At 68.6% G+C, this 21,056-nt stretch carries 19 protein-coding genes and 1 tRNA gene; 4 read left to right on the forward strand and 16 right to left on the reverse strand.

The genetic code is table 11. The annotated features are described in order from the left end of the window. Positions 1 to 18: 18 nt before the first annotated feature. From D5687_RS02680 to D5687_RS02740, 13 genes are all read right to left on the reverse strand, one after another. Complete coding sequence (locus D5687_RS02680) at positions 19 to 1,047, reverse strand: hypothetical protein (protein WP_204742114.1); 1,029 nt, start codon at positions 1,045 to 1,047, stop codon at positions 19 to 21. Positions 1,048 to 1,078: 31 nt separating this feature from the next. Then, positions 1,079 to 1,885, reverse strand: a complete 807-nt coding sequence (locus D5687_RS02685) for a PP2C family serine/threonine-protein phosphatase (RefSeq protein ID WP_125198218.1) — start codon at positions 1,883 to 1,885, stop codon at positions 1,079 to 1,081. 141 nt (positions 1,886 to 2,026) lie between these two features. Then, a complete protein-coding gene (locus D5687_RS02690; RefSeq protein WP_125198219.1) occupies positions 2,027 to 3,943 on the reverse strand; it encodes an ABC-F family ATP-binding cassette domain-containing protein in 1,917 nt (638 codons plus the stop codon). 846 nt (positions 3,944 to 4,789) lie between these two features. Then, positions 4,790 to 4,866, reverse strand: a tRNA-Pro gene (locus D5687_RS02695). A 23-nt stretch (positions 4,867 to 4,889) separates the two neighbouring features. Further along, positions 4,890 to 5,867: a polyprenyl synthetase family protein gene (locus D5687_RS02700; protein WP_125198276.1), complete on the reverse strand. Its 978-nt coding sequence runs from the start codon at positions 5,865 to 5,867 to the stop codon at positions 4,890 to 4,892. A gap of 81 nt (positions 5,868 to 5,948) precedes the next feature. Continuing rightward, positions 5,949 to 7,325, reverse strand: coding sequence for a hypothetical protein (locus D5687_RS02705; RefSeq protein WP_125198220.1), 1,377 nt, complete (start codon positions 7,323 to 7,325; stop codon positions 5,949 to 5,951). Then, complete coding sequence (locus D5687_RS02710) at positions 7,322 to 9,160, reverse strand: tetratricopeptide repeat protein (RefSeq protein WP_125198221.1); 1,839 nt, start codon at positions 9,158 to 9,160, stop codon at positions 7,322 to 7,324. Before D5687_RS02710 ends, D5687_RS02705 begins: the two co-directional genes overlap by 4 nt. A gap of 7 nt (positions 9,161 to 9,167) precedes the next feature. Further along, on the reverse strand, positions 9,168 to 10,124 hold the full coding sequence (locus tag D5687_RS02715; protein WP_125198222.1) for a VWA domain-containing protein: 957 nt from the start codon (positions 10,122 to 10,124) through the stop codon (positions 9,168 to 9,170). Continuing rightward, positions 10,121 to 10,639: a hypothetical protein gene (locus tag D5687_RS02720; protein ID WP_125198223.1), complete on the reverse strand. Its 519-nt coding sequence runs from the start codon at positions 10,637 to 10,639 to the stop codon at positions 10,121 to 10,123. The genes D5687_RS02715 and D5687_RS02720 overlap by 4 nt, the downstream gene beginning before the upstream one ends. Beyond that, a complete protein-coding gene (locus tag D5687_RS02725; protein WP_125198224.1) occupies positions 10,636 to 11,676 on the reverse strand; it encodes a DUF58 domain-containing protein in 1,041 nt (346 codons plus the stop codon). Before D5687_RS02725 ends, D5687_RS02720 begins: the two co-directional genes overlap by 4 nt. Beyond that, complete coding sequence (locus D5687_RS02730) at positions 11,673 to 12,635, reverse strand: MoxR family ATPase (RefSeq protein ID WP_125198225.1); 963 nt, start codon at positions 12,633 to 12,635, stop codon at positions 11,673 to 11,675. The genes D5687_RS02725 and D5687_RS02730 overlap by 4 nt, the downstream gene beginning before the upstream one ends. After that, positions 12,632 to 13,333 (reverse strand): metalloregulator ArsR/SmtB family transcription factor, encoded by a 702-nt coding sequence (locus tag D5687_RS02735; protein WP_125198226.1) that lies wholly within the window; start codon positions 13,331 to 13,333, stop codon positions 12,632 to 12,634. The genes D5687_RS02730 and D5687_RS02735 overlap by 4 nt, the downstream gene beginning before the upstream one ends. 20 nt (positions 13,334 to 13,353) lie before the next feature. Then, entirely contained in the window at positions 13,354 to 14,463 is a 1,110-nt protein-coding gene (locus tag D5687_RS02740) for a YeeE/YedE thiosulfate transporter family protein (RefSeq protein ID WP_158611721.1), read from the reverse strand. Positions 14,464 to 14,705: 242 nt separating this feature from the next. Here D5687_RS02740 and D5687_RS02745 point away from each other — a divergent pair, with 242 nt between their 5' ends. From D5687_RS02745 to D5687_RS02760, 4 genes are all read left to right on the forward strand, one after another. Continuing rightward, positions 14,706 to 15,431 (forward strand): MBL fold metallo-hydrolase, encoded by a 726-nt coding sequence (locus tag D5687_RS02745; protein ID WP_125198228.1) that lies wholly within the window; start codon positions 14,706 to 14,708, stop codon positions 15,429 to 15,431. 25 nt (positions 15,432 to 15,456) lie between these two features. Further along, positions 15,457 to 15,945 (forward strand): rhodanese-like domain-containing protein, encoded by a 489-nt coding sequence (locus tag D5687_RS02750; protein ID WP_192894148.1) that lies wholly within the window; start codon positions 15,457 to 15,459, stop codon positions 15,943 to 15,945. Positions 15,946 to 16,078: 133 nt separating this feature from the next. Then, positions 16,079 to 17,329, forward strand: a complete 1,251-nt coding sequence (locus tag D5687_RS02755) for an MFS transporter (RefSeq protein ID WP_125198229.1) — start codon at positions 16,079 to 16,081, stop codon at positions 17,327 to 17,329. A 181-nt stretch (positions 17,330 to 17,510) separates the two neighbouring features. Further along, on the forward strand, positions 17,511 to 18,092 hold the full coding sequence (locus D5687_RS02760) for a DUF4124 domain-containing protein (RefSeq protein ID WP_125198230.1): 582 nt from the start codon (positions 17,511 to 17,513) through the stop codon (positions 18,090 to 18,092). 41 nt (positions 18,093 to 18,133) lie between these two features. Here the strand turns inward: D5687_RS02760 and argB are convergent, their stop codons facing one another. The 3 genes from argB to coaBC form a co-directional block, all read right to left on the reverse strand. Then, a complete protein-coding gene (gene argB / locus D5687_RS02765) occupies positions 18,134 to 19,021 on the reverse strand; it encodes an acetylglutamate kinase (protein ID WP_125198231.1) in 888 nt (295 codons plus the stop codon). Between the two features lie 300 nt (positions 19,022 to 19,321). Beyond that, positions 19,322 to 19,777, reverse strand: a complete 456-nt coding sequence (gene dut / locus D5687_RS02770; RefSeq protein WP_125198232.1) for a dUTP diphosphatase — start codon at positions 19,775 to 19,777, stop codon at positions 19,322 to 19,324. Positions 19,778 to 19,781: 4 nt separating this feature from the next. Further along, a complete protein-coding gene (coaBC, locus tag D5687_RS02775) occupies positions 19,782 to 20,984 on the reverse strand; it encodes a bifunctional phosphopantothenoylcysteine decarboxylase/phosphopantothenate--cysteine ligase CoaBC (protein ID WP_125198233.1) in 1,203 nt (400 codons plus the stop codon). Positions 20,985 to 21,056: the final 72 nt, after the last annotated feature.

The following is a 21,056-nucleotide window of genomic DNA, read 5'->3' on the forward strand; positions in this document are numbered from 1 at the left end:
CACCGTCACCCGCTTGGGTCACAACTGGTCGACGCGACGCTGCAGTTCGCGGGCACGCGCCCGGTAGGTGCGGGCAGGCTCGAAGGTCGGATCGATCGCCAGCAGGCGATCCCACAGGGCAATCGCCTCGTCCAGATCCTGGTTGCGATAGCGCAGGATCGCCCGCTCGTGGTACTCGTCCACCAGCCGTTCGCGCAACGCGGGCGCCCGAGTGGCTGCCGGCTCGATACCCTCGTCCTCGGCCAGCGCGGCCTCGAACCGCTTGAGCGCCGCCCCAGGCCGGTCGTCGGCCAGCAGGGACATCGCCTCCTTCTGCAGCTGTTCGGCGCGTGTTCCAGTCTCGTTCGACGATGATCCCGACGACGCAGCATCGCGATCGGCGGCAGCGGACTGGAACGACGGCAGCGGCGCGTCCGGCAAGGCCAGTGCCGCGGCCGTCTGCCGCGAGGGAATGGGGGCACGCTCGAGCTGCCGACGCGCCGGCTGCCCCTCGTCCGCCAGTGCGGTCGGCCCGGCATCGCTTGAGCGCGGCGGCCCCGGCAGGCGCAGGCTCTCGCCGACACGCAGGTCGGAGGGGTTTTCGGAGTCGTTGTAGCGGGCGAGGATCAGGAACAACCCGGCATCGCCGAGGTGACGGGCGGCCAGCGCGCTGTAGGAATCGCCCGGGCGCACCGTGTACTCGTGCGACTGGCGACCGAGCACCTCCTCGGGATCGGCGGTCAGCTGACGCATGACGGCCCGGGCCACCATGTCGCCCGGGTGTCGTTCCAGGTACCGGGCGAGATCCCGGCGACCCGGCGCGTAGCCACCGCGCTGGAGATCATCGAGGATCGCATCCAGCGAGCGGCGGTCGGCCGGCGGGGCAACGGCCGATTCCTCCACCGGAGTGGCTTCGGCCTGCTTGCCATCACCGCCGGCCAGCCCCTGCAGTCGGGCGTCGAGCTCGCCGAGCTGGGCACAGCCGGCCAGGACGGTCGAGCCCACCAGCAGGGCGACGACCGGGGCGAGTCGGATTGGGGAGTCGGAACGTCCACCGAAATTCATCATGGTTCGGTTGCCGTGATTCAAGAAAATGGATTCAGGTGATCGACAGTCGCCCCGCCAGCCGGCCCAGCCACGAGGCGGGGCGATCGGAGCGCGCGAGGATCAGACCGAGGTTGTCACCCGTCGCGCCACCGCGCTCGGCCCCGAGGGCGAGTCCTTCGTGCAGGGCGTCGAACAGGTCGGGCGCACGCAGCAGGCCGGCCAGTTCCGCGCGACTCAGGGTCTCCCAGATGCCGTCACTGCACAGCGCGAAGCCGTCACCGGGTCGCACGACGGCATAGCCATGCTCGACCTCGGGCGGTTCGCTGCCACCCAGCCCCCGTAGCAGCACGTGCTGGTCGGGGTCATGGGCCAGGTCGGCCTCGCGGATCTCGCCGCGATCGAGCTTGAGCCGGGCCAGGCTGTGGTCCCGGGTAACGCTCAGGCAGCGCCGGCCCCGGAAATGGTAGAGACGGCTGTCGCCGACATGGGCCCAGTAGGCCTGCCCGTCACGCAGCAAGAGCGCGACGATGGTGGAATGCGGCTCGGCGGCCACCCAGGCGTTGCGCCGGCGGATCTCGTCATGCGCCGCCTGGCAAAGGGTTTCGAGGAACAGCGCGCCGGGCTGGTCGCGCCAGGCCCGCTCGTCCCACAACTCGCGGGCGGCGTGGATGACACCACCCGAGGCGAGCTCGCCGGCGCCGTCACCGCCCATGCCGTCGGCCAGCACCATCAGCGAGGTCGACTCGCGCGCGTCGTGCAGGCAGATCAGGTCATCCTGCTGCGAGGGCCGGCCGCCCGGCGCGCGGCCCCCGACCATGCCCGGGGCCTCGCGAATGTCGAACTCACCGTCCCTGTCCATGCCTGCGAGCGCTCCTGGTTCGCCTGTCCCGTGTGCCAGCCGGCAGTCCGCCACCGGCCGCGATCGACATCACCTCGATCGGTCGGGGCAGTATAGACCCGCCACCAACGACCCGGAAACGGATTCAGACCTCTTCCTTGGCTATCTCCCCGAGCCCGCTTCCTGGGCCTCGAGCCATGTGGTTTCTGCTACCTCGAGCCGAGCGCCGATCTCGCCGCGCTCGGCCTGCAGGCGCGTGATTTCTGCCTCCTTCTGGCCGTCGTACAACGCCGGATCGGCCAGCGCCGCGTCGATCTCGGCCAGCTGCTTGCCGAGGCGCTCGACCTCGGCCTCGAGGCGATCGAGGCGTTTTTTCTGCTCCTTGGCCTTCGCCCGCGAGGCCTTGTCGCGCGGTTTGCCCCAGCTGGACGGGTCGGCCGGCGCCTTCTTGTTGGCCTTCCCCTTCGGCTTGTCGGCCGCCTGCTCTCGATTGTGGGCGCGTCGCCGCTCGGTGACCGCCTCGCGGTAGTCGTCCAGGTCGCCATCGAACGGCAGGGCGGCACCGTCACGCACCCACCAGAACCGGTCGCAGACCAGTTCGATCAGGCTCTTGTCGTGCGAGACCACCAGGATCGCCCCCTCGAAGGTCTGCAATGCCTCGGCCAGCGCCTCGCGCATGGCGAGATCCAGGTGGTTGGTCGGCTCGTCGAGGATCAGCAGGTTGGGCGCCTTCCAGACCAGCAGGGCCAGCGCCAGGCGCGCCTTCTCGCCACCCGAGAACGGCTCGATCGGCTCGAAGATGCGATCGCCGACGAAACCGAACCGGCCGAGAAAATCGCGCAGCTTCTGGGTGGAGCCCGTCTTGCCGGCGACCCGCTCGAGTGCGATCAGCGGCGTGTCGCGCGGGTCGAGCTGATCGAGCTGGTGCTGGGTGTAGTAGCCCACCTGCACGCCCGGGGCGACGAAACGGTCACCCGACAGCCAGGTCTCACCGCCGTCGGCGATCACGCGGATCAGGGTGGTCTTGCCCGCGCCGTTCGCGCCCAGCACGCCGATGCGATCGCCGGCACGGATCTGCAGCGAGACGTCCTCGATCAGCGGCGTGCCGTCGTAGCCGATGGAGACGTCCTCGAGGGTGACCATCGGGTCCGGCGCGCGCTTGGGCGTCGGGAAGTAGAAGGAGAAATCGTCGCGGTCGGCGTGACTCGCGGCGATGGTCGGCAGGCGCTCGAGGGCCTTGACCCGGCTCTGCGCGGCGCGCGCCTTGGTCGCCTTGGCGCGGAAACGATCGATGAAGCCCTGCAGGCGCTCGCGCTCCTTGGCGATCTTGTCGGCCAACGCGGCGTTCTGCGCCAGGCGCTCGGCTCGCATCGCCTCGAAGTCGCTGTAGTGCCCGGTGTAGAGATTGAGCTTCTGGTTCTCGATATGCGCGATGTGCGTGCAGACGTGATCGAGAAAGTCGCGGTCGTGCGAGACCACGATGAGGGTGCCGGGGTAGTTGACCAGCCAGTCGGCCAGCCAGAACACCGCGTCGAGATCGAGGTGGTTGGTCGGCTCGTCGAGCAGCAGGATGTCGGAGGGCGCGATCAGGGCACGCGCCAGATTCAGCCGCATGCGCCAGCCGCCCGAGAAACTCGAGACCGGGTTGTCGATCGACGCGGGCGCGAAGCCCAGTCCGTCGAGCAGGCGGGCGGCGCGCGCCCGGGCGGTGAACCCGCCGATCGCCTCGAACTCGGGGTAGATCTCCGCCATCCGCATGCCGTCGTTCTCGGCCTCGGCCTCGAGCAGCGCGGCATTCAGCCGGGCGTAGTCACGATCGCCATCGAGGACGTAGTCGACCGCCGAGGCCTCCAGCGCCGGGGTTTCCTGCTCCACGGTGGCCATGCGCTGACCACCGGCCCACTCGATGTCCCCCGAATCCGGGGCGATCTCGCCCTCGAACATCGCCAGCAGGCTGGACTTGCCGGTGCCGTTCTTGCCCACCAGGCCCATGCGCTGCCCCGGCAGCAGGGTGAGATCGGCATCCTCGAGCAGCAACTGCGTGCCGCGACGAAGGGAGACAGACTTCAACTGGATCATGTGGTCTCCAATCGGAATCGACGCCGTAAAGATTGGCGGCGCCGCAAATGAGCGTGGCAAGGGGCGCCGAGAGATCGAAACCCCTCAAAGCGCCCCGGCATGACAACGGAGGGCGGATTACCCCTTGTGCCTTGCCTCGCGAGCGAGGGGTTGCAGGGTCTGGCCGGCATGGACGCCGGCCAGAGGTTCGTCGCGACAGGATGTCGCGACGAACCGACCCGTCCGCAATCCCTCGTTCGCGAGGCTGATCGTCGCGGATGGAATCCGCGGCGATCAGGCCCGCAGGGCCAAGGCACCGGGGTGTCTTCTTTTCGTCGGTTTTCTTGGACAAGCAAGAAAATCGACTCGCGCGCTACCAACGCGGTCACGCTCAAAGCACCCATCTAACAAGGCGCGCGAAACCTGGCTAACCGCCTATTCGACGCCGCAACCTCACGATCAGGTCAACGCGGGTCGTTTTCGCACGCCTGGCAGGGCTTGCCAACTGACTCACCACCCGGTGCCGGGCGTGCGAGCCCCTTTTCTTGCTTGCCCAAGAAAAGGGGCGAAAAGAAGGGCACCCTGTGTCTTGGTCCTGCGGACCCGGGAGCCTCACAAGGAGGCTCCCGGCCTCGCAAGCGCCGAGCGGCTATCCGGGTCCGGTTCGACGCGACTTCCTGTCGCGGCGAACCTCGAAGCGACGTCCCTGTCGCTTCGCCCCGGCCGCCCGACGCTCGCGAGGCAAGACACCAAGGGGAACATCCCTCCGATTCGCCTCGGTAGATCAAGTCATCGACCCGACCAACAAAACTTCGTGCCCAAAACCAAAAAGGCCGGGACCCCAAACGGGGCCCCGGCCGGGGAATTTGGTCGGAGTGGCAGGATTCGAACCTACGACCCCTACGTCCCGAACGTAGTGCTCTACCAGGCTGAGCTACACTCCGAAAGACCGTCGACGCCTGAGACGTCAGTGGTCGCGCTGAACGCTGATGTCCGCCAGGGCGGCCATCGCTCGGGAATAGTCACTGTCGGGCAGAACCCCCAGTGCCTGCTTGGCCGCATCGGCCTCGCGTTCAGCGAGCGCCGAAGTATACGAGAGTGCGTCGGTCCGTTCAACTACTTCGAGCACCTCGTCGATCCGATCGGCCGACTGCGACTCGATCGCCTCGCGCACCAACTCGGCGCTGGCCGCGTCCGCCCGCGCCATGGCGATGATCAGGGGCAGGGTGGGCTTGCCCTCGGCGAGGTCGTCACCGACGTGTTTGCCGGTCTGCGCCTCGTCGCCGCGGTAGTCGAGTACGTCGTCGATCAGCTGGAAGGCCACACCCAGTCGATAGCCGTAGTCGCCCAGCGCCCGCTCGGTGACCTCGTCGCGGTCGTCGAGCACGGCGGCGAGACGGCAAGCGGCCTCGAACAGGGTGGCCGTCTTGCGCCCGATCACGTCCATGTACAGCGCCTCGGAGACCGTCGCGTCGCCGATGTTCATCAGCTGCATCACCTCGCCCTCGGCGATGCGGTTGGTGGCATCGGCAAGAATGCTCATCACGCGCGGTCGCTCGACCTCGACCATCATCTGGAAGGCGCGCGAGTAGAGGAAATCGCCGGTGAGCACCGAGGCGGCGTTGCCGAAGCGGGCATTGGCGGTATCGCGGCCACGCCGCAGCGTCGACTCGTCGACCACGTCGTCGTGCAGCAGGGTCGCGGTGTGAATGAACTCCACCACGGCCGCCATCTGCGCCGAACCCGGCAGGTCCGCCCCCTCGCCGCGCAATGCCCGACTGGCGAGCATGTGCAGCAACGGGCGGAAGCGCTTGCCGCCGGAGTGGACGATGTAGCTGCCCAGCTGGTTGATCAGGGCGACGTCCGAGCCGAGCCGATGCATGATCACGCGGTCGACGGCCTGCATGTCGTCGGCCATCAATGCGCGGATCTCGTTCAACTGCATGCTCATCGTCTCGCTGTTCGCTCGGTAGTTGGGGATGCCCGACGGGCCGCCGCCAACCTTACACCAAGGCCCGGTAGGCGACTACCGGAACCACCCAGCCGGCAGGGATCGGGCCAGGGTCTCGCGCGACGCCCGGAATGCCTCCTCGTCGGCTTCGTCACCGGCAAAGCGCAGGCGCTCAAGGGTCGAACGCGCCTCCAGCCACTCCGTTGGTGCCCCGCGCGCCAGCAACGCCGAGCGCACCGAGCTCACCATCGGCTGAGGCAAGGCGGCCAGCACGCGACCCAACCGCTCACGCAGGGCCTGCGGATCCGCGGCCGAGCGCAATTCCTGCTGGGCGCGGCGCCAGTCGCGGCGGGCACTCCACCAACGCCATCCCGCCCGAGCGATCAGCCCCAGCAGCACCAGGCCGACCAGACCGGCGAGCACCCAGGGCAAGGCGGCACGGATGGCATCGAGCCGCTGCTCGGCCGGCTCGGCCTGCCAACGGACCGTTTGGGCCTCGCTGCGAGCGAAACCGATCGTCGTTCCCGGCTTGTCGGCCGCCGGGTCGATGTAGGGCAGCTCGACTGCCGGCAAGCGGGCCTTGCGGGCGCCATCGCCGCCGCCCGTCACCGCCGGCAGGATCGAGAACCGCACCTCCCAGGCATCGGCCAACGGCCCCATCGATTCCGCCCGCGCCTGGTCGGGGGCCGGACGAATCGCCGGCTCGTCGATGCGCAGGCCCGTCGGGGCAATCAGCTGCGCCCGCAGCAGTTGCTCGAGCGCCTTCTCGGAGAGGCCCTCGCCGAACACCACGAAACGCCATTCACCCGGTTCGCCGGCAACCAGCTCACCGACCTGCATCTCCCGCAGTTCCAACGCCGGCGTAACCGGCAGGTATTCGGGCAGGTGGGCAGGCAACGGCTCGACCGCTAGGCGCCGGGCGACCGGCACCCAGGCAAATTCACTCTGGGCCGTGCCGACCACATCGAAATCGATACGCTGGAATTCGAGCGTCACCTCGCCGCCACGCAGCGCCTGCACGGCCCAGCGGTAGTGACGCCGGACCACGCGCCGCCCGTCGATCTCGACGGTGTCCTGCGTCGCAGCCAGCACCTGCGTGTCGATACCCTGACCCTCCGGGCGATGCACCTCCACGCCACGCAACTGCCGGGCCGGGTCGAGGATGGTCTGCGTGACCAGGAAAGTCTGGCGCTGCACCGGATCGATCGCGGCCACCTCGGTCTCGACGATCACCCCGCGCGGCGCACGCCCCGCGCCGTCCTGGCTGACCCGCTCGGTTATCGCCGGGAGCGGGTCGATCGGCCCCAGTTCCGCCTGTTCGGCAAAGCCGTCACGGTCCCGATCGCGATCCGGTCGCGGGATGTCCGCGATAGCCGGTAGCGTTCCGCCCACGGCGAGCAGGGCCGCCAGCAATGGCGCCGAGAACCGGCGTGCGATTCGCATTGCGCTCATTGCCCTGCCTCCGTCTCGTCACCGGCCAGTCCCTGACGGACCACCGACTTGTAGGGCTGCTGGCGGAGCAGGCCGTCGATCGGCGGGACAGGGCGATCCTCGATGCGCTCGAGCTTTTTGCGCGCGCCACCGAGCAGGCCCTCGTCGAGCGCGAAGGCCTCGCCCTCATCCGGTGCCTGATCGGCCACCGCACCGCCCTGGCCGCTGCCCTCGGCCTCGAGCATCTCCTCGGCCATTTCCGCACCGTCGTCCTCGACGATCTCGCGGCGCAGCTGCGATTCGTAACCCTGGAATTCCGGCGTTGGCTCGAGGGACTCCTCCTGGGCCCCGCCGCGCAACGCCTCGACCAGATCCCGGTTGGTACGGGCATCGTCATGCTCCGGATCAATCCTCAGCGCGGCATCGAAGGCATCCACCGCCCCGCCATAACGACGGGCGAGCGTCAGGGCATTGCCCAGATTGAACAGCGCCAGCAACCGTTGCTGATCGGTGTCGGCCAACCAGGACGCCGCCTGCAGGCGCTCGACGGCGTGCGGGTAGTCGGCGCGACGAAACGCCGCCATCCCGCTGCCCAGACGGGCGTTGAATCCCGCCACGCGATCGAACTCGCTCTGCGCACGAGCAAACTCGCCGGCCTCGAATGCCTGCCAAGCCTGTTCGAGATGGGTCTCGCGCTCCGACTCGTCGATCAGCGGGGAGGCCCCGGCGATCGTGAACACCACCGGGGTGAACACGGCGAACAGCACTACCAGCCCAAACCGCCAGCCACGCCCCCGCCCGGGCGTCGCGCCCCACTCGAGCACCAGGTGGATGATCAACGCGACCATCGCCACCCACAGGGCCAGCACCGCCACCGAGCGATAGCCGTCGACGGTCTCGGCCGAACGGGCAGGCGCGGGCAGGGCGTCGATACGTTCGCGCAGGAAGGCGACGTCGTCCTGCAACACGCCGGTCCGCCGCGCCTCGCCGCCGGCAAGCTCGGCCAGTTCGGTGACGCGCTCGAAGGCAGGCTCGGAAACGATCACCTCGTTGTCGTCATTGCGCCGCGGCTGGCCATCCTTGAACAAGGGCGTGCGCTCGCGCGCCATGCTCAGGGCGAACAGCGGAATGCCACGCTCGGCCAGGTCCTCGGCGCCCGCCAGAACGCGGCTGCCGAGCTCGCCGCCGAACTGTCGGCCGTCGGCCGAGGTCAGCCAGATCACCGCCCCGCCCTCCAGTGCCTGCATCTCGGCGGCCAGGGAGAAGGCTCGATCCGGGCGCGCGACCAGGCGATCATCCACCAGGCCGGGCAGATGACCGGCGTAGAACTCAAGCAGGTTGGCATCCGGTCCCGGCGGCAGCATCACGCCGGCGGTATCCACCGAGCGCAACAGGCCCATGGGCCGCCCCGACTGCGACTCGGCCAGCAACTCGATCAGCAGCACCGCGCGCTCGATGCGGTTGGGTTCGACATCCCGGCCGGTCATGGCGGCGGTGCCGTCGACCACGAACAGCAGCGGGGCCCGGACCTCTTCCTGCGATTCGCGATCCTGCGCCACGCGCGGGTCGGCCAGTGCCAGGACGGCAAACAGCCAGAACAGCACCCACAACAGACGGGCGGCCAAGGCACCCCCCTTGCGACGACGCCCGCCACTGGTCGTGCCGGCAAAGGCCCAGTCGTGCAGTTCCGGGTCGGCGTAGGCATCCAGCCGAGCGCGCCGCTGTTGACGCCACAACGCCAACGCGAGCGGCAAGACGAGCAACCATAGCGCCTCCGGCCGGGCCAGCACGGGCCAGGTCTCGGCACCGAGCAACAGCTGCCAGAGGTCGATCAGGCTGTAGCGGGAACCGTCCATTCGCACCTCAGGCCGTCAACCGGACTTTCAGGAACTGGGCGACGAGCAGCACGGCAAGCCCCAGTGCCAGGAACCAGCCCAGCAGGGAATGACGCTCCCGGCGGGTGTCCTGGGCCTCCGCCTTCGGCTCGTGCCGCTCGATGACGTCGGTAACCGACAGCAGGGCCTCGCGATCACCGGCGGCAATCGCCTCGCCACCGGACAGTCGTGCCAGATCCTCAAGGGTCGGGTCACCGCTTGCCGGGCCGGCACCGCCGGGGGCGAGATTGATGGTGAACAGCTCGATGTTCTCGGCGCGCGCCAGGGTCAGGGCCTCGGCCGGGCTCATCTCGCCGCCGGTATTGACCCCATCAGTCCAGACCAGCAACTGCGGTGGCGCCTCGCCACGCTCGCGGCGCTCGGCGATCGATTCCATCGCCACGGCCAGGCCGTCGCCCAGCGCGGTGGCGCTGCCGTCGAGACCCGGTTCGAGCTGCTCGATCCAGAAACGCAGCGCGCCGTGATCGTCGGTCTCGGGCACCAGCGTGCCGGCCGAGTCGGTTACCACCATCAGGGAAAAGCGATCCTGCGGGTGGGCGGCGATGAATGCGTCCAGTGCCTCGCGCATCACGCCCATGCGCGAGACCGGCTGCCCCTCGGCGTCGCGGAAATCGCGGGTCGACATGCTGGGACTGGCGTCCACCAGCAGCACGATCGACCGGGCCGGCTCGTCGACCTGCAGCGACTCGCCCACCCAGACCGGGCGGGCCAGCGCCACGACCAGGCTGGCCAACGCGAGCAACAGCAGGGCCAGCAACCAGCGCTGCCCGCCACGGGGGCCACCCTCGGCCGGATCGCGCCCAAGCGCCGGATGGCGCAACAGGCGCGAGGGTGCGCGATCACGCACCCGGCGCGCCCAGGCCGGGTAAATCAGCGGCAGGGCGACCAGCAGCAACAAGACCCAGGGCGAATCGAAGCCGATCATGCCGTCGGCCTCCGCCACAGCGCGCGGCGCATCGCGCGCAGTCGTTCGACGACCGCCGTCCGCCAGGAGTCGGGGGCCGGCCTCGAATGTACCGACTGCCGACCGAAGCGGGCGTGATCGATCTCACGCACCCAGGCGGACCACGGCTCGGCCAGCCGCTCGCGCCACGGGGCCCGGCCGCCGTGCTGCCAACGGCCAATCGCCCGGATCACCTCATCCTGCAGCGCGCGCTCTCCGGCCGCATCGATGACGCGCGCCGACTGGCGCTCCAGCTGCCACAGGGCCCACCACAAACGCAGATCACCCCGATGGCGCCAGAGCCACCAGCCGGCCAGCAACAGTAGCGCGATGGCCACAACCATCAGCCACGCCAACGAGCCCTCGTCGGCAGGCGCCGATGCATCGCCGGCACGTTGCACCAGCCAGGGAGCGGTGTAGATATCGACCAATCCCTCGGGCGCCTGCTCGGGCAGGCCGCCGCTGGGGTGCGCCCAATCGCGGTAGCCTTCACTCATGCCGCAGACCCCGCTGCACGCGCCAGGGCCACCGGGGCTTCGGCAAGCCACTCGGCCGGTTCGGCCTCGGCGGGCAACGCCAGGAAGGCCGCACCCAGTGCCTCGGCCGATTGTCGCCAGGCCTCCAGGCGTTCGTGCTGCCGGCTGGCGAATGCCTCGCGCCAGCGGCGATTGCCGGTATCCAGCCAGCGAGCCCGATTGCCCGCTTCGAACGCGACCAGTCCCAGGTCGGGCATATTGAGCTCGACCCGGTCGGCCACCGAGACGAAAATCAGGTGATGGGCGGCGGCCAGCGGTGCCCAGTCGATGACCCGACCGGGACCGCTATCGGACAGGCAATCGGAGAAGACCATGACCACCGAGCCGGCGGGGAGACGCTGCAAGAGGCGTTGGCGCAGACCCGGCCAGTCGACCGGTTGGGCCTCCTCGCAGGTCTCGCCGGCCGCCTCGGCCAGCTCGGCGAGGCGCTGCAGGATCGCCCCCTGACCGGTCACCGGCCCGGCGGCATGGTGACCGGGGCAAAGCTGCTCGCCGATGCCGTGGATCTCGACGGCCAGGTTCTGCCGTAGCGCACCGGCGGCGAAGGCATGGGCGGCGAGCAGTGCCTGGGTGAGCTTGAGCCGCCGACGGGTACCGAAGCGCATCGCGGCACCGCAGTCGACCACCAGGTGGGCCTGGCGCTGGGCCGGCTCGCGGTGCACCCGCACCACCGGCTCGTTGGCCCGTGCCGAGATGCGCCAGTCGATGCGGGCAGCCGGCTCGCCCGGCTGGTAGGCACGCAGTTGTTCGAAATCCAGCCCCTCGCCCAACCGGCGCGCGAGCTGGTCACCGGACAGACGGGTGGCCGTGGGGAAGCTTTCCTGCACCAAGGCGGGCAGGCGCTCTCCGTCCGCCCAGGCAACAGCGATCTCCTCGGTCGACGGGGCGACGCCAACCCGCGGGCCGGGCGCCTGATCGCGGGCCTGCCGACGGCCGATCGCGCCCCGCAGGGCGGCCGCCGCCCGGCCGATCAGTCCCTGAATCACGGTGTGGGTCACGGCGCCGGGATCAGCTCGAGCAGGCGATCGATTACCGCGTCGCGGGTCAGGCCGCTGACCATGGCGCGCGGGCCGAGGATGATGCGGTGACGCAGGGCGTCGGCCGCCAGCTTGATCAGGTCGTCGGGGACGATGTAGTCACGCCCCTCCAGGTAGGCGGCGGCGCGGGCGGCCTGCACCCAGGCCAGCGCGCCACGCGGCGAGGCGCCGACCAACACCTGGTCGGCGAGATCCGGATCGAGCTCGCCGACCTTTCGGGTGCCCGCGACCACGTCGACCACCCAGTGCTGCAGGGCCTCGTCGCAACGCACCTGGCGCACCGAATCGCGCGCGGCCAGCACCTGATCGACGGTGATGTTCTTCGCCTCGCCCACCGGGTTGCTCCCGAGCGTGCCGTCGAGGGTGCGCTTGAGGATGTCATATTCGTCCTCGCGCTCGGGGTAGTCGAGCGACACGTGCAACATGAAGCGATCCATCTGCGCCTCGGGCAGCGGATAGGTGCCCGACTGCTCGAGCGGGTTCTGCGTGGCCATGACCAGGAACAGCTCGGGCAGATCACGGCTGTGACCGGCGACGGTGACCTGGCGCTCGGCCATCGCTTCGAGCAGCGCCGACTGCACCTTGGCCGGGGCGCGGTTGATCTCGTCGGCCAGCACGATCTCGTTGAACAGCGGGCCCGGCTCGAAGGTGAACTCGCGCGTCTCGGGGTGGTAGACCTCGTTGCCCAGCAGGTCCGCGGGCAGCAGGTCGGGGGTGAACTGGATGCGCTTGAAATTGGCGTGCACGCCCTCGGCCAGCGCCTTGATCGCGGTGGTCTTGGCCAGGCCCGGCAGGCCCTCGACCAGCAGGTGACCGCCGGTGAGCAGACCGATCAGGAGCCGGTCGACCAGCTCGGTCTGGCCGACGATGTAGTGCCCGAGGTGGGCGCGCAGGTTCTGGATGGGCATCTGTTCGGTCATGGCTCGACTCGGCTTGTCCGCGGTTCGGTTTCGGTGTCGTCAATGCTGGTGGGCAGGCCGGCGAGCTTCCACTCCGGAAAGCCCGATTCCAGCCTCCGGGTTTGGAATCCCGCCTCGCGCAGGCGGGCGACCGCCTCGAAGGAAAAGGTGCAGTAAGGGCCGCGGCAGTAGGCGATCACCTCGCGCTCGGGGTCGAGCTCGGCCATGCGCCGCTCGAGGTCCCTGACCGAGACGTTGATCGCCCCGGGGATGTGGCCCGCCTCGTATTCCTCTTCCGGGCGCACGTCGATCAGCGTGACCAGCCCCTTGCGACAGCGCTCGATCAGCTCCTCGGCGGAAACCGGCTCGAGCGCGTCCTTCTGGTGCAGGTGGGCGTCGACCATCTGGCGCACCTCGGCCAGGTGCCGCTCGCCGACGCGGCGGAACACGTCCAGCAGTTCGACCACGTCATCGGCGGCAATGGAATAGATCACCTGCTTGCCCTCGCGGCGGGCGGTCACCAGCCCCGCCTGCTGCATGCGCTGCAGGTGCTGGGAGGTGTTGGCCACGGAGAGCCCGGCGACCCGCGCCAGCCCATCGACCGAGCGCTCGCCCTGCGCCAGGTGCTCGAGCAACTCCAGCCGACGGCCGTTGGAGAGCACCTTGCCCAGCCGGGCGAACTGGTCGTTGAGATCCTGCTTGAATCGTTGTGTCGTCACCTGGTCCTCTCTCGGGATGATCACCCGGCGCAGCCGGCATCGGCGCGGCGGCGCTGGATACGAAGCGTAATCCAAGCGCCCAGCATGATCGCTGCGATCGACAGCATCGAGCCCAGCGCCAGGGTGGACAGGCCGGTCAGGCCGTGACCGACCGTGCAGCCCATCGCCAGCACGGCGCCGACCCCGACCATCGCCGCGCCGATCACCGTGCGCAGCCATTCCCCGATCGCCCGCGGCGCCGAGAACTGCACATCGCGCCGCAGCAGGGCGCTGACGAGGCTGCCAAGGAACACGCCGACCACCGCCACCACGCCGAAGGTGATCGTGGAGCTGTTGTCGACATTCTGCAGGAAATACACCACGTCACCCAGCGGCGCACTGAAGGTGAACGACTGCGTGCCCAGGCCCTCCTGCGGCATCGTTTGCATCATCGAGGCCATGTCCGCGGCCTGGCCGGGCGCACCACCGGTGACCCAGAACCCCAGCCCGACCGCCGTGCCGAGCAGCAGCACGCCGAACCAGGCCAGGCCGTTGCCGCCCAGCGGCAGCCAGCGCCAGCTCACCGCCAGCAACAGCGCCGCCAGCGCAGCGGCAATCAGACCGTAGACGATGGCGCCTCCACCGACCAAGGCGGCCAGGTCCTGGTGCGGGATGCCGATGGCCGTGAGATCGACGCTCAACGCCCCCACCCAGGGCAGGAAGGCGGTCTGGAACAGGCTGGTGCGCGTCATGGCGTAGGCCGCCACCGCCATCACCACGATGGCGACCAGCGCCTGCAGGCTGCCCTGCGAGGTCCGCACCAGGCTGCGCACCGGGCAGCCCCTGGCGAGCACCATGCCCGCACCGAACAGCAAGCCGCCGATCAGGTAGCGCCCCCAGGCGAAGTCGGCGGTGCGATAGGGCGGCCGGGTCTGGTCGAGATCGACGGCGGCGAACCACTGCACCAGCGTGGTCACCACGATGGCCACGCCGATCGCACCCAGGTAGACCGCCATGCGTCCGCCATCGCGCTCGCCCATGTAGGCGCTCATGCCGCCAAGCAGGCAGAAGCGTGTGAATTGTGCCGCGGCCCCGAACACCACGGAAAGCACCAGGACGTACAGCAGGTACTGGGAAATCGCCGGATCCATACCCGAGCCCTCTTCTTTGTTGACACGCCGAGCCGAGCCACGCCGACCGACCATTCATCCATTGCCATCCCGCGTCGCGTGACGCGCACCGCCCACTCGACCCCGGGCACCGCAAGCCGGCAAGACAGATGGCGATGATTCAATCAGTCAATTGATTCTTCTGTCAAGCGGCACGAACCCGCTTGACTTTAATTCAATTGAGTAATTGAATGATGCCCGTACACACCAGTGGAGGGCAACCCATGTTCCTGATCCAGCACCCCTGCGAATTCAGCTCACTCGCCTATCTGTTCGGCTGCACCGGCAAGGGCCGGGCCATGGCCGTCGACGTGCATCTCGACGACGTCGACCGCTTCGTCGAGATGGCGGAAGAGAAGGGCGTGGAGATCAACTTCGTGGTCGACACCCACGTCCACGCGGATCACAAGACGGGCGGCCCGGAACTGGCCAAACGCACCGGCGCGGAATACGTGCTGCATGAATCCGCGCCGGTGAAGCACCCGTTCCGCGGCGTGGCGCATGGCGAGCGTCTGGAACTGGGCAACGTCAGCGCCCAGGTGCTGCACACCCCCGGGCATACCGACGACAGCATCTGCCTCTTGGTGACCGACCACTCGCGCACCGACGAGCCGTGGTTCCTGATCACCGGGCACACGCTCTTCCCCGGCGGCGTCGGCCGCCCCGACCTGCACGGTCGCGAACGCGAGATGGCGGAAAAGCTCTACGACTCGCTTTATGGCCCGATCCTCAGCCTGCCGGATCACATCGAGATCCTCGCCGGCGCGCAGGCCGGCAGCGTCTGCGGTGGCGGCATTAGCGGCAAGCCGATGTCCACGCTGGGCTTCGAGAAGCGCCACAACAACGGGCTGATCCGCGAGCGCGGCAATTTCGTCGAGACCATCGCCTCGATCGAGCTGCCGCCGGTCGAGGAAATCAAGGCCTTCTACGCCTTCAACACCGGCAACTAAAGCCACACCGGGACAGCGACACACCATGAAAATCACACCGACACTCAAATCAGGCCTGGTCGCCAGCGCGATGATCTCCAGCCTGACCCTCGGCGCCACGTCGCCGGTCATGGCGGAAAATGAGGAACTCATCGATGCCATGGAGGGCTATGTGATGTTCCAGGAATACCACGGCGCCACCATCCGTCCGGAGCAGATCCCGGCGGATCAGTGGGAGAACATCACCATCGTCGATACCCGCGATGCCGGTCAGTACGCCGAGGACCACATCCCCGGCGCGATCAACATCGAGTGGCGCCAGATCCTCGAGCGCCGCGACGAGCTGCCGACCGACGAGATGGTACTGGTGTACTGCAATACCGGCTCGCTGTCGGCGCAGGCCGGTCTGATGCTGCGCCTGGCGGGGATGGACAACGTCCGCATCCTCCAGGACGGCTTCACCGGCTTCCAAAAGGCCGGTGGCTTCGAGGCGAACGCCCGGGCCCAGGAAGAGGCCGAGGAAGCGGGCGAGTAACTCGTCCCACCACGCCCCGCCATGGCGCGGGGCGTCTTGCCCGATTCGGCCCATACGAGCGGATCGCATCCGGCAAGACGTATAACAAACACGATACGAAACCCAGTCACCCGCAAGGGACAAGAGGAAACCCATGGATATCACCCACCGGGATCTCACTCACGGCATTGCCGCCAACCGCGGCCAGTTCGTCCAGTTTCTGCTGCAGGTCTTCTTCGTCGGCGCGCTGGTGGGCATGACCCGCACCGTGCTGCCGGTGCTCTCGGAGTCGGACTTCGGCCTGGCCGCGGGGGCATTCACCACGTTGGCAAGCTTCGTGGTGATCTTCGGCGTGATCAAGGCCACCCTCAACCTGCTGGCCGGGCGCTTTTCTGACCGGTACGGGCGCAAGCGCGTGCTGGTGGCCGGTTGGCTGTTCGCGATCCCCGTGCCGTTCCTGCTGCTGATCGCCGATTCCTGGGGCTGGGTGCTGCTGGCCACGGTGTTCCTGGGCATCAACCAGGGCCTGGCGTGGTCGATGGCGCTCAACAGCAAGCTGGACCTAACCCACGCCCACCAGCGCGGGCTGGTCAACGGCGCCAACGAGTTCGCCGGCTACGGCGGCGTGGCGGTGGCGGGCTATCTCGCCGCGATTGCCGCCGAGCATCTCGGCGCGCGTGAGGGCCTGTTCTGGTTCGGCCTGGCTGTGATCATCCTGGCCCTGGCCCTGGCCATCTGGATGGCGCGCGACACCCTGCCCTGGGCGCACGCCCAGCAGAAGTCCAGCGGCAACGGCACCGCCCCGGCACGCCGCTCCGGGCTGAGCTTCTTCCTGCATGCCACCTGGGGCAATCGCAGCCTGCTGGCCATCAACCAGGCCGGCCTGGTCGAGAAGTTCACCGACACCATCATCTGGCTGTTCGTGCCCATCCTCTTGGTCACACGCGGCGCGGATCTGGTGACCACCGGTTTCCTCGTGGGCATCTACGGCGTGGTCTGGGGCGCCGGCCAGCTGATCACAGGGCCGACCTCGGACAAGCTCGGTCGGCGCGGCCTGATCACCTGGGGCATGTGGCTCTGCGGGGCGGGGATCATCGCGATCGTCCTGACCCACTCGGCCTGGGCCTGGGGACTGGCGCTGGCGGTGACCGGCGTGGGCATGGCGATGCTCTACCCGACCTTGGGGGCGGCGGTGGCCGATCACTGCGAGCCGGTCGAACGAGCCGGCATCCTCGGCGTATATCGATTCTGGCGCGACTTCGGCTATGCCGTGGGCGCGCTGGCGCTGGGGCTGGTGGCGACGCTCACCGGCGGCATCGAGGCGGGCTTCTGGTTCGTCGGGCTGAGCATGGCGCTGTCCGGGCTGTGGGTGGCGCTGGGGCTCGCGCCGCGCGGTCAGGATTGACGCCCGGATCGGCCAACCCCTCTAGCCTGGCCCACCACTCTGGCCAACTGGCATCGTGCTTGCACACGTGTCCAAGTGAACGCGCCATCTCTGTCGGGAGTCCCTACGGGGAGGGCGCATTGTCACTTTCTGACCCTGCGACCAGGCCGGTCGTAGCCATCTTGGACACAAGGAGATCAGCATGCAGGTCCGCCATCGCGCCATTCTGGCCGGTCTCGCGCTCACCCTGCTTTCGGGCCTTGCCTTGCAGGCGGTCCAGGCCGCCGACGTCACCTATCGCTGGGTGAACGGCGACGGCAATCTGCAGTTGAGCGACACCCTGCCCTCCGGCGCCGCCGCCAACGGTTACCAGGTGATCGATCCGCATACCGGTGCGGTCGTCCGCGAGGTCGCGCCGCGCAAGACGGCCGAGGAAAAGGCGCGCGAGGCCGCCGAACAGCGGGCCGCCGAGAAGGCCGCCGGCGAGGCGCGGGCACAGGCCGAGCGAGACCGCATCCTGCTGTCGCTCTACAGCAACGAGGCGGACCTGAAGCAGGCGCGCGACCAGCGCCTCGACCGGATGGACAGCCGCATTGCGCAAATGGAAGGCTCGATCGAGCGGATGCAGGCGAACATCGACGACGGGCACGACGACCCGGCATATGCGCGTGATCTCGAACGGATGAAGCAGGCGGTGGTCGAGGTGCGCGCCGAGCGCGACGCGGTGGCCGAGCAGTTCGAGGCCGATCTCAAGCGCCTGCGCGAGCTCAGGTCGAACGGCTAGCCCCGACCGCCCGCACGGACTGGCCGCGACTCACGCGGGAATCAACCCCGAATCAGCGTGCCGACCCCCTGGTCGGTGAGCAGCTCGAGCAGCACCGCGTGCGGCACGCGCCCGTCGATGATCTGCACCGTCTTGACCCCGCCACGCACGGCATCGAGCGCGAAATTGATCTTGGGCAGCATGCCACCGTAGATGGTGCCGTCCTCGATCAGGGCCTCGACATCGCCCGCGGTCAGGCCGGTCAGGAGCTTGCCCTGCTGGTCCAGCACCCCGGCGATATTGGTCAGCAGAAGCAGCTTCTCCGCCTCCAGCACCTGGGCGACCTTGCTCGCCACCACGTCGGCGTTGATGTTGTACGCCTCGCCGTCCTCGCCCACGCCGATCGGCGCGATCACCGGGATGACGTCCGAGGCATCCAGCGTGCGCAGGATGCCCGCGTCGATGGAGGCCACCTCGCCGACGTGACCCAGGTCGATGATCTCCGGCTCGTCGAACTCGGGGTTCTTGCGCGTCACCTTGAGCTTGCGCGCACGGACCAGCCCGGCATCGCGGCCGGTCAGGCCCACGGCCCGCCCGCCGTGGCGATTGATCAGGGCAACGATGTCCTTGTTGACCAGCCCGCCGAGCACCATCTGGACCACGTCCATGGTCTCGCGATCGGTCACGCGCATCCCCTCGATGAACTCGCCCTGCTTGCCGAGTTTCTGCAGCACCTCGTTGATCTGCGGTCCGCCGCCGTGGACGATCACCGGGTTCACGCCCACCTGCTTCAAGAGCACGATGTTGCGGGCGAAGGCGTCCTTGAGCTCCTCGTCGACCATGGCGTTGCCGCCAAACTTGATCACCACGGTCTTGTCGAACAGGCGCTGGATGTAGGGCAGCGCCTCCATCAGCACGTCGGCCGTCAGGGCGGGGTCGAATCGGGGCATTGGTAGGATTCCTGGGGTTGAAAGATGGATGTCGGGATCCTCTGCGCGGAGATCAATGCCGCTCTGCGCGGCTTGGGCCGGGCAGATGCAAGGCATCCGTTCGCCGCGGCAGGGTGATTCCCTTTCCAAGAACGGTAACGCCGCAGATGCTCGGCTCAAGCCGTGCCCTTGGGGCCCTGCGAGTTACACGTCTCGGCATTGCAAACTGTTCGCTTAAAGCCACCACACGATACGAAGCCTCATGTGCGCAATGAGAAACTCGCAGGGACAGAGCGGCGCCGATCTCCGTGCAGAGGGTCCCTAGCCTCGGCCGGTGTGGCCGAAGCCGCCGGTGCCGCGCTCGGTCTCGCCGAACTCGTCGACCGCTTCGAAGGCCACCTGCACCACGGGCACGACCACCAGCTGAGCGATACGCTCGCCGATCTCGACGGTGAACGCACTGTTGCCGCGGTTCCACATCGAGACGAACAGCTGGCCCTGGTAGTCCGAGTCGATCAGCCCCACCAGGTTGCCCAGCACGATGCCGTGCTTGTGGCCCAGTCCCGAGCGCGGCAGGATCATGGCGGCCAGCTCCGGATCACCCAGGTGGATCGCCATGCCGGTGGGCACCAGCTCGGTCTGGCCGGGCGCGAGCGTCAGTGGCTCGTCCAGGCAGGCACGCAGGTCGAGACCTGCCGAGCCGTCGGTGGCGTAATCCGGGCGCGGAATCTCGTTGCCCAGTCGGGGGTCGAGCCATTTGACCTCAACGCGATGCATCGTCTCAATCCTGTTTGATCTGGTGATAGGTGTCGAATATCCCGCCGGCGAGATGGCGTTTGTCGGCCTGCGCCAGTGCGCGCTCGCCGCCCTCCCACAGGAGCAGCAGGGTGTTGTCCGTTCGATCGAAGCCCTTGTCCGCGCCGACCTCGTTGGCACAGATCAGGTCCATGCCTTTGGCCGCGCGCTTGGCGGCCGCGTACTCGCGCACATGCTCCGTCTCGGCGGCGAACCCGATGACGAACGGCCGATCGGCGCGCGATGCGACGCCGCGGATGATGTCCGGGTTGGGCACCAGCTCCAGGCTCAGGGGCTCGCCGCTCTTCTTGAGCTTGTGGTCGGCGGGTGCCGCCACGCGGTAGTCGGCCACGGCCGCGGCACCGACGAAGATATCCATCGACTCGATCGACTCGACCGCCGCCTGCATCTCGGCCGCGGTTTCCACGTCGATCCGGTTCACGCCCGACGGCGTGGCCAGGGCCGAGGGTCCGGCCACCAGCGTCACGGCAGCACCTCGGCAGGCCGCCTCGGCGGCGATGGCGAATCCCATGCGACCGGAGGAACGGTTGGCAATGAAGCGTACCGGATCGATCGGCTCGCGGGTGCCGCCCGCCGTGACCACGACATGCCGTCCGGCCAGATCCTGCCGAGTGTTGGTCAGCAGGGCATCGGCCAGTGCCTCGACGATGGCTTCCGGCTCGAGCATGCGGCCTTCGCCGATCTCACCGCAGGCCTGGGCGCCGGCCGCTGGCCCCAGCAGGGTCACGCCGCGCGCCAGCAGGGTGTCGCGATTGGCCTGCGTGGCCGGATGGGCCCACATCTGCCGGTTCATGGCCGGGGCGAGGTGAACCGGGGCGTCTGTGGCGAGACAAAGGGTGGTCAGGAGATCGTCGGCCATGCCGGCGGCCAGCCGCGCCATCAGGTCGGCGCTGGCCGGGGCGATCACCACGGCATCGGCCCAGCGGGCCAACGCGATATGATCCATGCCCGACTCGGCCTCGGCATCCAGCAGGGTGGTGCGCACCGAGTGACCGCTGACCGCCTGGAAGGATAGCGGCGTGACAAAGCGGGTCGCCGCCTCGGTCATCACCACGCGCACCTCGCAGCCGGCCTCGACCAGCCGGCGCACCAGCACCACGGCCTTGTAGGCCGCGATGCCGCCGGACACGCCGACGAGGATGCGCTGGTTGGATAATGGGGCATTCATGGGCGCAGTTTATCAGGGAAGATCGGCGCGCAGCCGATGCCGCTGTCCGGGCGCGTCACGACTCGGCGTGCC

Origin of the sequence: Guyparkeria sp. SCN-R1 (assembly GCF_003932495.1) — a bacterium.
Taxonomy (GTDB): domain Bacteria; phylum Pseudomonadota; class Gammaproteobacteria; order Halothiobacillales; family Halothiobacillaceae; genus Guyparkeria.